Source organism: Paenibacillus sp. PAMC 26794 (assembly GCF_000316035.1).
Lineage (GTDB): Bacteria > Bacillota > Bacilli > Paenibacillales > Paenibacillaceae > Paenibacillus.
In genome coordinates this window covers 139,843-151,220 of the sequence record NZ_ANHX01000040.1, presented here as the reverse complement: position 1 = coordinate 151,220, position 11,378 = coordinate 139,843, and the positions used below count along the sequence as shown (strand labels likewise).

The 11,378-nt window shown below is 49.0% G+C and carries 12 protein-coding genes and 3 tRNA genes; 7 read left to right on the top strand and 8 right to left on the bottom strand.

The window, feature by feature from the left end:
• The first annotated feature begins 176 nt into the window (after window positions 1-176).
• On the top strand, window positions 177-848 hold the full coding sequence (locus D829_RS0116535) for an MgtC/SapB family protein (RefSeq protein ID WP_017690026.1): 672 nt from the start codon (window positions 177-179) through the stop codon (window positions 846-848).
• A gap of 64 nt (window positions 849-912) precedes the next feature.
• Here D829_RS0116535 and D829_RS0116530 read toward each other — a convergent pair whose 3' ends face one another.
• On the bottom strand, window positions 913-1,809 hold the full coding sequence (locus D829_RS0116530) for a Cof-type HAD-IIB family hydrolase (protein WP_017690025.1): 897 nt from the start codon (window positions 1,807-1,809) through the stop codon (window positions 913-915).
• A 4-nt stretch (window positions 1,810-1,813) separates the two neighbouring features.
• Window positions 1,814-2,590, bottom strand: a complete 777-nt coding sequence (locus D829_RS0116525) for a DeoR/GlpR family DNA-binding transcription regulator (protein WP_017690024.1) — start codon at window positions 2,588-2,590, stop codon at window positions 1,814-1,816.
• Between the two features lie 307 nt (window positions 2,591-2,897).
• Here D829_RS0116525 and D829_RS0116520 point away from each other — a divergent pair.
• The 4 genes from D829_RS0116520 to D829_RS0116505 all read left to right on the top strand — a co-directional run bounded on the left by D829_RS0116520 (window position 2,898) and on the right by D829_RS0116505 (window position 3,846).
• Window positions 2,898-2,969: transfer RNA gene (locus tag D829_RS0116520), tRNA-Glu, on the top strand.
• 106 nt (window positions 2,970-3,075) lie between these two features.
• A tRNA-Lys gene (locus D829_RS0116515) sits at window positions 3,076-3,151 on the top strand.
• A 17-nt stretch (window positions 3,152-3,168) separates the two neighbouring features.
• Window positions 3,169-3,251, top strand: a tRNA-Leu gene (locus D829_RS0116510).
• Window positions 3,252-3,420: 169 nt separating this feature from the next.
• Window positions 3,421-3,846, top strand: coding sequence for a helix-turn-helix transcriptional regulator (locus D829_RS0116505; RefSeq protein ID WP_017690023.1), 426 nt, complete (start codon window positions 3,421-3,423; stop codon window positions 3,844-3,846).
• Between the two features lie 106 nt (window positions 3,847-3,952).
• Here D829_RS0116505 and D829_RS0116500 read toward each other — a convergent pair whose 3' ends face one another.
• The 6 genes from D829_RS0116500 to D829_RS0116475 are packed head-to-tail and all read right to left on the bottom strand — an operon-like array spanning window position 3,953 to window position 8,736.
• Complete coding sequence (locus D829_RS0116500; RefSeq protein ID WP_017690022.1) at window positions 3,953-4,801, bottom strand: urease accessory protein UreD; 849 nt, start codon at window positions 4,799-4,801, stop codon at window positions 3,953-3,955.
• A gap of 28 nt (window positions 4,802-4,829) precedes the next feature.
• Window positions 4,830-5,549 (bottom strand): urease accessory protein UreG, encoded by a 720-nt coding sequence (gene ureG, locus D829_RS31250; RefSeq protein WP_017690021.1) that lies wholly within the window; start codon window positions 5,547-5,549, stop codon window positions 4,830-4,832.
• Window positions 5,550-5,582: 33 nt separating this feature from the next.
• The gene (locus D829_RS0116490) at window positions 5,583-6,278 is read right to left on the bottom strand and encodes an urease accessory protein UreF (RefSeq protein ID WP_081595027.1); all 696 of its coding nucleotides are present in this window, start codon (window positions 6,276-6,278) and stop codon (window positions 5,583-5,585) included.
• Between the two features lie 33 nt (window positions 6,279-6,311).
• Complete coding sequence (gene ureC / locus D829_RS0116485; protein ID WP_017690019.1) at window positions 6,312-8,030, bottom strand: urease subunit alpha; 1,719 nt, start codon at window positions 8,028-8,030, stop codon at window positions 6,312-6,314.
• Window positions 8,027-8,416: an urease subunit beta gene (locus tag D829_RS31245; RefSeq protein WP_017690018.1), complete on the bottom strand. Its 390-nt coding sequence runs from the start codon at window positions 8,414-8,416 to the stop codon at window positions 8,027-8,029. The genes ureC and D829_RS31245 overlap by 4 nt, the downstream gene beginning before the upstream one ends.
• Window positions 8,417-8,433: 17 nt before the next feature.
• Window positions 8,434-8,736: an urease subunit gamma gene (locus D829_RS0116475; RefSeq protein WP_017690017.1), complete on the bottom strand. Its 303-nt coding sequence runs from the start codon at window positions 8,734-8,736 to the stop codon at window positions 8,434-8,436.
• Between the two features lie 260 nt (window positions 8,737-8,996).
• On the opposite strand from D829_RS0116475, the gene urtA reads away from it, so the two are divergent.
• Together urtA and urtB are read left to right on the top strand one after the other, a co-directional pair.
• Window positions 8,997-10,247, top strand: a complete 1,251-nt coding sequence (urtA, locus tag D829_RS0116470) for an urea ABC transporter substrate-binding protein (protein WP_017690016.1) — start codon at window positions 8,997-8,999, stop codon at window positions 10,245-10,247.
• A 184-nt stretch (window positions 10,248-10,431) separates the two neighbouring features.
• Complete coding sequence (gene urtB, locus D829_RS0116465) at window positions 10,432-11,337, top strand: urea ABC transporter permease subunit UrtB (RefSeq protein WP_017690015.1); 906 nt, start codon at window positions 10,432-10,434, stop codon at window positions 11,335-11,337.
• The last annotated feature ends 41 nt before the right edge of the window (window positions 11,338-11,378 follow it).

Genomic DNA, 11,378 nt, shown 5'->3' with positions numbered 1-11,378 from the left:
TCCCCTTTAGGAAAGGGAATGGAAAAAATCTGGGGATAACAGCGATTGGAAGGTTGTTCTGTCATCGTAGTGCTAGTGTAAATAATCTTTAGTTCAACTTATATAGTCAGGGAAAGATTGGGTAATAGTAAAGATAGACACATGTAAGTATATACATAATGAAAGAGGTGATGTGCATGGAAGTGGAATATTTGATGCGTGTACTCATAGCTGGAATATGTGGTGTGCTAATCGGATATGAGCGCAAGAACCGAATGAAAGAGGCGGGAATTCGCACTCATTTTGTGGTTGCTGTAGGTGCTGCCCTGATGATGATTGTATCGAAGTACGGATTCCAGGATCAGGCTGGCTGGGACAATCTGTCCCTTGACCCTTCAAGGATCGCTGCACAGGTTGTTAGCGGTGTGGGTTTCATTGGAGCGGGCATGATCTTCACACAGCGTCACACGGTCAGGGGATTGACCACAGCGGCTGGCATATGGGCTACGGCAGGCATGGGACTTGCTGTGGGTTCAGGTCTGTATTGGACGGGTGCAGGCGTGACGCTGCTTATTGTCGTGGCACAGATGTTACTGCATAGACCTACACGCTGGCTGGTATCCGCCCGAACAGAGACGTTAACCATCCATCTGCAAAATGAGGGAGAGGCCCTGAAGACTGTTTTGGCACTGCTGGGACAGGAGAAGATCTCGGTCATTGGATTTAAGACTGAACAGCAAACAAGCACAGACTCCGTGGAAGAGACTGTGCTTGAGTTCACGTTGCAACTGCCGGGTTCATACCGGGGCGAGCAACTGATTATTTTGTTACAGGACGTGCCTCACGTTCGATCTGCGGAGTTAAAATGAAGAGAACCTGCATGGATCAACAGGCGACCATGCAGGTTCAGTACTTAATTCAGTATGGGTTCAATTACTGACCTTCTCCGACAATCGTTTCTGGACGGGATACCGGTTTACCTTCAAGCAGGCACTCGATGGCATGGGCAACACCGTGCTCCACATTGGTCAGCGTTATGGCTTTGGCTAATGCCTGGATTTCGGGTTCGCCATTACCCATAGCGATGCCGAGTCCTGCCATTTTTAACATGGAGACATCGTTGAAGTTATCACCGATCGCTACTGTATCTTCCATGGAGATGTTCAGGTGAGCCGCCAGTTTGGTGAGGGCATTACCTTTGGATACGTCCGGGTGCTGCATTTCGAAGTTATGCTCAAAGGATACAACCATTGCGACATCGGATCGGGATGCGAAGTATTCTCGTCCTGTCTTTACTTTGTCCGGATTCATGGAGAAGGCCATAATATTATAGATGTAGGCTTCTGCCGGAATTTCCAGATGGCTGTTTACGCGGTGGTAGTCTTTTTTGTCATAGTGTTTCTTGATGGAGCGAATCATGCGTGCAATGTCCTCACCAGGGTTTGAACCAAGAACACGTTCCATCTCGGCGAGCAAGGTCTCATGACTGCTACGCGGGGCATAGATGCCTTGTTGCGTTGAAGCCTCATAATAGACATCATGATCTTCCAGCCACTGCATGACGGAAGCTGCTGTGTCACGCCCGAGCGGAAGATGGAATAAACGTTCACCGTCTGCATCATGAATTGTCGCTCCGTTGGAGCCGATAATCGGGGTTTTGATTCCGCCTTCGCGACTGATGGTCACAACATCGGAATAGACGCGTCCTGTAGCAATGGTAACTTTCATACCGGATTGCTGGGCCTTTTGGATGGCTGCGGCATTCTCCGGGCTAATCTGGCTATCTCTGTTCAACAAAGTTCCATCTAAATCTGTGGCAAATAATTTCATATATTTACAACTCCTTATCATCTGTAGGTTCAGGAATGAGAATCTCAACCTGTTGTTCGGCTAGAAAAACAAGCCATTCTTTGGTTGGCCATTGATCCGTAATCAATACATCCACCAATGACCAGTCGGCAAAACGATAACCATAACGTCTATCAAACTTGGATTGATCTGCAAGAACAACAACTTTCTTGGCAGCTTTCATCATTTGGTGTTTAATTTTACCTTCCTCTTCGGAAGCACTGAAGCCATCCATGGTGATACCGCCAATTCCGATAAAGGCTTTATCTACATAATAATGGGAGAGGGTCTCGATAACAGAGGTACCGTAGACATAACGTTGTTCCTTATCTACTTTGCCTCCGAGCAAACGAATCTGGACAGCCGTGTGATTGGAGAGAAGATCAGCGGAATGAATCGAATTAGTAATGACGGTACAGGACTTGCCGTTTAAGTTCTCGGCACAGGCCTGCACAGTCGTGGAAGAGTCCAGAATAATGATCTCGCCTTGCCTTACAATAGCCGCAGCGAGTTTGCCGATGGCCCTCTTTTCCTCAGATACATCGAGTAAACGGTCCTTGTAGGATCTGAATTCTTGCGGAGGAGGGGGGAGAATCGCGCCGCCACGTGTTCGGATAATGGCATCCTGTTCCTCAAGCTTAATCAGATCCCTGCGTGCAGTATCCCGTGATACATCAAACAAGGCGACAATATCATCGGCTGAGATGCGATTGTGTTTGCGTAGATGTTCAACAATGAGCTGCATTCGTTCTTCTTGAAACAAACATTTCACCTCCGAGTGTATGGATGACCGTACTTATACTGATACTTTAATTATAAGTATTCTTAATGCCGTTTGCAATATTATAAGTGAATGTAAGTTTTTATAAGTGTTTTGATGGATGATTTACATTGTTCCTGCACGGAGATGACACTGGCATGAATGGGGAGGTGGCTAATAACGGGGCTCTGAAGAGCGGTATGCAATGGACAAAAACACTTAAAAAATAAATTTTAAAAAAAGTATTGCAAGTTCAAATTGTCCTGTGGTATACTCACTCTTGTCGCCAAGAAAGACAACTTGTTATTAAGGCCCGTTGGTCAAGGGGTTAAGACACCTCCCTTTCACGGAGGTAACAGGGGTTCGAATCCCCTACGGGTCATATCTTCACCACCTCATGAGATATACATTTTCGATGAGTAATCCTCAAAGTCATTGCTTTTATAGACAAGAATGAAGCATGGCACATCCGGTGAAGTTTACAGCAAGAGCCATTAGCTCAGTTGGTAGAGCACCTGACTTTTAATCAGGGTGTCGAAGGTTCGAGCCCTTCATGGCTCACCATTTTTACAATTGAATATGCGGTCGTGGTGGAATGGCAGACACGCTATCTTGAGGGGGTAGTGGGTGTATACCCGTGGAGGTTCGAGTCCTCTCGACCGCATCACAGCAACAATATAAGATAGACTTCCATGATCATTCATGGGAGTCTATCTTTGTGTTATACGATATACCTCATCCTGTTCCAGGCATATAAAGGCTGAGCATTCAGGAATAATGTGGTATAATTCAAGCAGATGAGTTAATTATTACGGTTGGAAGGCGGTTCTTGTATGCAGTCGATCTATGAGCGAATTGAGCACCTGATTGCCGAACGAGGAATGACCAAGAAGGCTTTCTGCCAACAGCTGAGGATTAGCACAGGCAATCTGGGTGACTGGAAACGTGGCAAGTCTATTCCGAGTACGAATAAATTAATTGAGATTGCTTCGTTTTTTGATGTGAGCCTCGACTGGCTCATGATTGGGCGTCCATCGAAGGAAGCGATGGTTCGGGAAAAACGGGAGGATTATTTTTTTGACGTTTTGCGGCAATTGAATTGCCAAGAAAGTGAATTATCGACTGTGGAACAGTCTTTTATCAGCGAATATATTGAGTTCACCCGTTACCGCAAATCCAAGGAAAGCAAGGATGCAGGCGACTATCGCTATAAACCTGAGAACAAATCAGAGAACAATTCTGAGGAAAACGAAGCGTAAGTGATATGAGCAGCATCCATAACTGAATGTACAAAAACCTCTGGACTAATCCGAACACTCTCGGAGACAGTTCAGAGGTTTTTGGTGTTAACTATGCTTTGTGCCCTTATTTACGAAAGACAAGAGTTTCTTTGCCCAGCAGATGGGGGCGGAGTGTGTTCCAGATCTGAAGACACTGCTCCTGAAGCTCCCAGGCTGCCATGCCAAGGAGTCGAACGCCGATGCCACCTGTTGCCAGCAAACTTGCACCTGCGAGCATTCGTCCATCTGATGGCAGCACGGATCTGACTTGTTCCAACTCCGCAGTACCAAGCCCCGGGGCAATCATCCATAACGCAGCGGTATGTGTGTAGTGAAGGAGAGACGCTGAGTGTTTGGGATCATCGGTATCCGGTTCGAGTCCGAATCGATCCCAGACAGCCAGTTGCTCACCTTGCCATATCTCCGTCAAGCTGCGGTAACGCTCGAATTGGAACGCTTCTCCCCGATGAATCCGTCCGGCAGACCAGATATCTGCGTAGGCAAGTATAGCCTGATCTTCCAGCTCAAAGGTTACAGTGAGTGAAGAAGAACTTCCCTTGAAGGGAATGACGCATTCAGGGAAGTATTCCAGAGTAGCTCCTTTTTCCAACCGAAAGTGATGATTAACGGATGAGGGAATGGAAGGTGTAGGATGAAGTCTGGTAGCAGATGTGCTGCTCAGCATGACATGGGTGCCTTCACCTAATTCCCACTCGGAATGATAATGATCCCCGTTAAGGACGCCAGGAGAGACGTCTGACGTGTACACACATAATTCGGTTCCGCCACCGGGAGGTCGAAAGGATCGGCTAAACCGGAGCGGTGCGCTGTAATAACGATCGGTCATGACAGTCCGGTTGCCTTGAAAGGCAAAGGTGGCCCGAAGCTCGCTGCGGCGTGTGACGGGCGCACCTGCACTTTCATTCGGATTCATCTCTGTTCCCGTGGGGACAGAAGATGAATTAATGCGAGTGAGTGCCATGCTCATGGCTGTGTGAATGCAGATGTGCAGCGGAAGCATCGTCATCCATATATTGATGTTCGAGCCAGTGGACAATCTCGGACACACCTTCACCGCTCATTAGATTAGACATGACATAAGGACGGCCTTCGCGTACCCGCTCGGTATCATTTTTCATAACTTCCAGGCTTGCTCCAACGTAAGGGGCAAGGTCGGTTTTGTTGATTAACAGCAGATCTGAACGCGTGATGCCGGGACCGCCTTTGCGAGGGAGTTTCTCTCCTTGGGCAACGTCAATAATGTAGATGAACACATCAGCGAGTTCCGGACTGAATGCAGCGGAGAGATTGTCGCCGCCGCTCTCGATAAAGATCAGTTGCAGATCCGGGAAACGTTCAATCAACTCGTCAACCGCTTCGAAATTCATGGAGGCATCCTCGCGAATAGCGGTGTGCGGGCATCCGCCTGTCTCTACGCCAATAATACGCTCTGGTGCCAGTGCATTCTGACGCAGCAAAATCTCGGCATCTTCCTTGGTATAAATGTCATTGGTGATGACAGCAAGGCTATAACGTGTACGCAGTGCCTTGGATAGCTTCTCCACAAGGGCTGTTTTACCTGAACCTACCGGTCCACCAATTCCAATTCGCATCGGACGACTCCGATCAAATGCCTTACGTTCCCACTCCGGATGATGCGTATGATTAGCTCCTCCACACATAACAATTCCTCCTAAGTTAGATAAAAGTTGTAGTTAAGACATAAACAGCCGCGCGGGTAAGGTCTCGTGCCGCATGGCGTAGATTTCCTGGGCGATTCCGAAGCTGTGCATATCTTCCGGGTCATTGTCCCGAATGAGCGCCCATTCCGCTTCGATATCATCAAGCAGTTTCTGAATCAACATCTGCGCTTCGGTTTGTCCGATGGGCAGTAGGCGAAGTGCGCTGTTCACATAAGCGTTCACCGAGGTATACAGATGCCCGGTAACGGCTTCATCCAATTCAATCTCCAATTGATAGTTGATATAACCGTGAATGGTCGTGATGCCACAATACGCGCCGTATTCCCGTATAGCCTCATCGATCAGGGAAAAGTCCATCCATGGATAGAGTGAACGGGCGAGCTTGAGCAATCGCTTGCCCATCTTGTGGCCGCTTTCCCTGAGTTCCCGAGGGGAGCGCTGAGCGTGGACACGTTTGTCATACAGGGCAAGTAGAGCGGCATCTTGCTGTTTTATCGCCTGATAGACGCCTTTGATAGCAAGACCATCTAGTCGTACAAGGCTGGAGTGAAGCTGGCTGCGAATAAACTGTTCAAGCTGCGCGGTATTTTGCACGGTGCCATCATGCGTGTAAGCTTCCAGACCGAAGGAATGGGAGAAACCACCGATGGGCAGGGCCGAATCCAGTAGCTGAACATAACGGAGTAGCTTCGTGCCACTGTTCATCATGAGTGCCCCCTTATCAGCTAATCCGTATTCCTATCAAAACATAAAGTACCGCTGTGCCATAGGCAGCTCGTCTGCGGGTTCGCAGGTGAGAAGCTCGCCGTCGGCGCGTACCTCATAGGTCTCGGGATCGACTTCAATGACAGGGGTAACGTCGTTATGAATCATGTCTTTTTTGCTGACCGAGCGGCAGCCTTTGACGGGTTCAACTCGTTTCTTCAGGCCCAATGACTCTTTGATCCCCGCATCTGCTGCGGCTTGGGAGACAAAGGTAATCGATCCGCTGGCAATGGCGCTACCATAAGCTCCGAACATCGGTCTGCCAAATACGGGCTGAGGTGTCGGGATGGACGCATTGGGATCACCCATCTGGGCAAATGTGATCATGCCACCCTTGATGACAATCTCGGGTTTAACACCGAAGTAAGCCGGTTTCCATATGATTAGATCTGCCAGCTTGCCAACTTCCACCGAACCGACGAGATGACCGATTCCGTGTGCGATAGCTGGATTGATGGTGTACTTGGCGACATATCGCTTGATCCGATCGTTATCGGAGGGAGAATTCGGGTTGAGCTCAAGTTTGCCGCGCTGTTTTTTCATTTTGTCGGCTGTCTGCCAGGTGCGGATAATGACTTCGCCCACTCGGCCCATGGCTTGAGAATCGGAACTGATGATGCTGAACACGCCAAGATCATGCAAAATGTCTTCGGCTGCGATTGTTTCGGGACGAATCCGCGAATCCGCAAAAGCGACATCTTCCGGGATGGAAGGGTCCAGGTGATGACACACCATCAACATATCGAGATGCTCTTCTACAGTGTTGCGTGTGTACGGTCGTGTTGGGTTGGTTGATGAGGGGATAACGTAGGACTCCCCAGCGGCCCGGATAATATCCGGTGCGTGTCCGCCCCCAGCGCCTTCCGTATGGTACGTGTGGATCGTCCGACCGTTGATTGCAGCCAGGGTGTTTTCGAGAAATCCGGTTTCGTTCAGGGTATCGGTATGGATAGCCACTTGAACATCATGTTCCCCGGCTGCAGTCAGGCAGGCATCGATAGCACTAGGGGTAGTGCCCCAATCTTCATGCAACTTCAGGCCGATTACACCCGCTTCAATCTGTTCGATTAAAGGTGCGGTGCTGGAACTGTTGCCTTTGCCAAGGTAACCGATGTTCATGGGAAAAGCTTCTGCGGACTCCAGCATCCGGTGGATGTGCCAAGCTCCTGGTGTGCAGGTGGTGGCTTTGGTTCCTGTTGCAGGTCCTGTTCCGCCGCCGATCATGGTTGTGACCCCGGAGGATAACGCAGTCTGAATCTGCTGTGGGCAGATGAAATGAATATGGGTATCAATGCCGCCAGCAGTTACAATCATACCTTCACCAGCGATGATTTCGGTGGAAGCACCGATAACTAGTGCGGGATGAACACCATCCATTGTATCTGGGTTACCGGATTTGCCAATGGCGCAGATGTGACCATCCCGAATGCCGATATCCGCTTTTACAATGCCCCAATGATCGATAATGATAGCGTTGGTTATAACGGTATCAGGAGTGCCGTCACTTCGCAGAGCAGTGGTAGACTGGCCCATCCCGTCGCGGATAACCTTGCCGCCCCCGAATTTGCTCTCATCTCCGTATACGGCATAATCATGTTCAATCTCTGCCCATAGTTCAGTATCCGCAAGCCTTACGGCATCGCCGGTTGTCGGTCCAAACATCGAAGCGTATTGTTCGCGGCTCATTCGTTTCATGAAGGTTCACCTCCATCTTGTATGGGAGGGGAGAACGTCTTCAGGAATGCCTCCAGTTTCAGTGGATCAGGAGCTTGATCCGCAGAGCCTTCGGTTAATCCGTTGAACCCGTGAATCTGGCGTTTGCCGCCAAAGGTCGTGAGTTCAACAGGTTTCTCTTCACCAGGTTCGAAGCGGACTGCGGTGCCTGCCGGAATATGCAGGCGATGTCCAAAAGCTGACGTGCGATCAAAGTCCAGTGCTGCATTAACTTCATAGAAGTGAACGTGAGAGCCGACCTGAACGGGGCGGTCGCCGCGGTTAAGGACAATGAGTCGTAGGGTTAAACGATCCGGATGACAGATGATGTCGTCATCTGGCTTCAAGCGATATTCACCAGGAATCATAGCTTCTCCTGCCTTTCTCAGCGTATAGGTTCGTGTACGGTAACCAGTTTGGTGCCGTCAGGAAATGTGGCTTCTACCTGTACTTCAGGGATCATATCGGGAACACCATCCATACAGTCTTCGCGTGTCAGGATGGTGCCTCCGTGTCTCATTAAATCGGCAACACTCATTCCATCCCGGGCCCGTTCCATCAGTTCGGAGGTCAACAAGGCGATGGCTTCGGGAGCATTCAACTTGAGTCCGCGTGCTCTTCGTTCACGGGCGAGGTTAGCGGCGACGGTAATCAGGAGTTTTTCCTTTTCCTGTTCAGTCCAGTGCAAGGCAATCCGACCTTTCGCTATAGTGTCTGATATGTTCATAAATCAAGTTATATGTTAAATATACTCACACAGGGTGAATCCTTTGTCAATAAGCTTCAATGCTTATTAGCAGTATGCATGAAATGAGTAGGTATGAAATAAAATTATGTAAGCTATATTGACATGAAGAGTGTGACCCTCCATAATTTGGATCAACGAACATTTCGGACGCAAATGACCTTAATGTTCGTCAATAGACTAAAAAAAGGGAGTGTAGGCTATTGAAGAAGAGGTCGGTCAAGTTATGGAGTATTTTGCTCGGTGCGGTCATTGTGATGACAGGATGTGTGGAGGGCGCTGCGCCGCCTGAAGCCTCGGGTTCAGGTGGTACAGGAGAGCCGGCTGCCTCCGGTGAACCGATTAAAGTTGGCATTCTTCACTCTCTCAGCGGAACGATGGCGATCAGTGAGGTATCTGTTAAAGATGCGGAGATGCTTGCGATTGAAGAGATCAACGCCGCGGGCGGAGTTTTGGGTAAACAGATCGAGCCTGTAATTGAGGATGGCGCTTCGGATTGGCCTACTTTTGCGGAGAAGGCTGGGAAATTACTGCAACAGGATAAGGTCGCTGCTGTATTTGGTGGATGGACCTCTGCAAGTCGGAAGGCTATGCTCCCGGTGTTCGAACAGAACAAAGGTCTGTTGTTTTACCCGGTACAATATGAAGGATTGGAATCATCGCCAAATATTTTTTATACAGGAGCAACAACCAATCAGCAGATCGTTCCATCCGTAACCTGGTTACTGGAGAACAGGGGCAAGACGTTTTATCTGCTCGGTTCAGATTATGTATTCCCAAAAACGGCCAATCAGGTCATTAAGGCACAACTCGCAGCAGAAGGCGGCGAAGTAGTGGGTGAAGAATACACACCGTTGGGTCATACCGATTACAGTACCATCATTAGCAAAATCAAAGCTGCGAAGCCGGATATTGTATACAATACGCTGAACGGAGATAGCAATGTGGCCTTCTTCAAACAATTGAAGGATGCCGGAATTTCCTCGGATCAGATGACAACCCTGTCGGTGAGTGTGGCGGAGGAAGAAATCCGTGGCATCGGCGCGGACGTATTGAAGGGACATCTGGCTTCGTGGAATTATTATCAGACAACGGATACACCTGAGAATGCAACATTTGTTGCCAAGTATAAAGAAAAATACGGTGCTGATCGAGTGACAGCGGATCCGATTGAAGCGGGATATGTGGCGGTTTATCTCTGGAAGGCGGCGGTGGAAAAAGCAGGATCAACCGACGTGGAGAAGGTGAAGGCAGCTGCCAAGGGTCTGGAGTTTGATGCCCCGGAAGGTAAGGTAACCGTGGATGGTGAGAATCAGCATATCTACAAAACCGTACGGATCGGTGAGGTACAGGAAGATGGGCAGTTCAAAGAATTGTGGAATTCTGGTGCGCCTGTCAAGCCGGACCCTTATCTGAAAACGTATGAATGGGGAGCTTCCCTTAGCGCCAAATAACATAGAAACCTCGCAATAAAACAGGCAACTCGCTTCAAAGCAGCCGAAACAGAGACGAGGGTGTGACAACACATCCTCTAACCGCATCGCGGTAAAGCGTTACTGTGATGTGAAAAAAATGTTGCTGCCGCTAATTGAAGTCATGTGAAATATCGAGAGTCACGGTATGGAGGAGGGGATAGCGATGGATATGTTTATCCTGCAGATGTTCAATGGTCTGAGTATCAGTTCAATTCTGTTGTTGATTGCATTGGGGCTTGCAGTAACATTTGGGCTGATGAATGTCATCAATATGGCTCACAGTGAACTGATCATGATCGGTGCATATGCAACGTATGTAACACAAAATCTGTTCATGTCCTATGTTCCAGCGGCGTGGTTTGGTGCCTACTTTGTTGTGGCTCTACCGATTGCGTTCATTGTAGCTGCTCTAATTGGCTGGTTACTTGAAGTGGTGTTGATCAGGCATCTGTATGGCAGGCCGCTGGATAGTCTGCTTGCGACATGGGGTGTAGGCATGATGCTGCAACAACTGGCCCGTACAATATTCGGAGCGCCAAATGTGGGAGTATCCAGTCCGGCCTGGCTCAATGGGGGATTGGCGATCTCGGATGGCATTGTATTCCCATATAAACGAATTTTCATTATCGCACTGGTTTCGGTTGTGCTGTTGTGTATGTATCTCTATATCTATCGAACGTCTTCCGGAAGACGAATGAGGGCTGTAATGCAGAATCGGAGCATGGCGGGCTGTTTGGGAATTTCGACCCGGCGGGTAGATGGTATGACCTTTGCGATTGGTTCAGGAATTGCTGGGATCGCTGGTTGTGCGTTAACACTCATTGGTCCGATTGGTCCTTCGCTTGGTACGTATTATATTGTGGATGCGTTCATGGTCGTTGTTCTGGGTGGCGTGGGGAAATTGGTCGGAACCGTGTGTGGTGCATTGGGGATTGGCATGTTCAACACGCTGTTCGAAACCTATACCTCGGCCTCCATTGGCAAGGTGCTTGTGTTTGTATGTATCGTTGCTTTCCTGCAATGGAAACCACGCGGATTGGTCGCGATGCGTACACGGAGTCTCGATTAACGTGAAAAAGGGGGTTAGTTCATGTCCGCTTTACTCAAGAC

Bases quoted from the DNA above. Each gene is read 5' to 3' on its own strand.
- D829_RS0116535 (WP_017690026.1), top strand. From the start codon at position 177: ATGGAAGTGGAATATTTGATGCGTGTACTCATAGCTGGAATATGTGGT.
- D829_RS0116530 (WP_017690025.1), bottom strand. From the start codon at position 1,809: ATGAAATTATTTGCCACAGATTTAGATGGAACTTTGTTGAACAGAGAT.
- D829_RS0116505 (WP_017690023.1), top strand. From the start codon at position 3,421: ATGCAGTCGATCTATGAGCGAATTGAGCACCTGATTGCCGAACGAGGA.
- D829_RS0116500 (WP_017690022.1), bottom strand. From the start codon at position 4,801: ATGAATCCGAATGAAAGTGCAGGTGCGCCCGTCACACGCCGCAGCGAG.
- ureG (WP_017690021.1), bottom strand. From the start codon at position 5,549: ATGTGTGGAGGAGCTAATCATACGCATCATCCGGAGTGGGAACGTAAG.
- D829_RS0116490 (WP_081595027.1), bottom strand. From the start codon at position 6,278: ATGATGAACAGTGGCACGAAGCTACTCCGTTATGTTCAGCTACTGGAT.
- ureC (WP_017690019.1), bottom strand. From the start codon at position 8,030: ATGAAACGAATGAGCCGCGAACAATACGCTTCGATGTTTGGACCGACA.
- D829_RS31245 (WP_017690018.1), bottom strand. From the start codon at position 8,416: ATGATTCCTGGTGAATATCGCTTGAAGCCAGATGACGACATCATCTGT.
- urtB (WP_017690015.1), top strand. From the start codon at position 10,432: ATGGATATGTTTATCCTGCAGATGTTCAATGGTCTGAGTATCAGTTCA.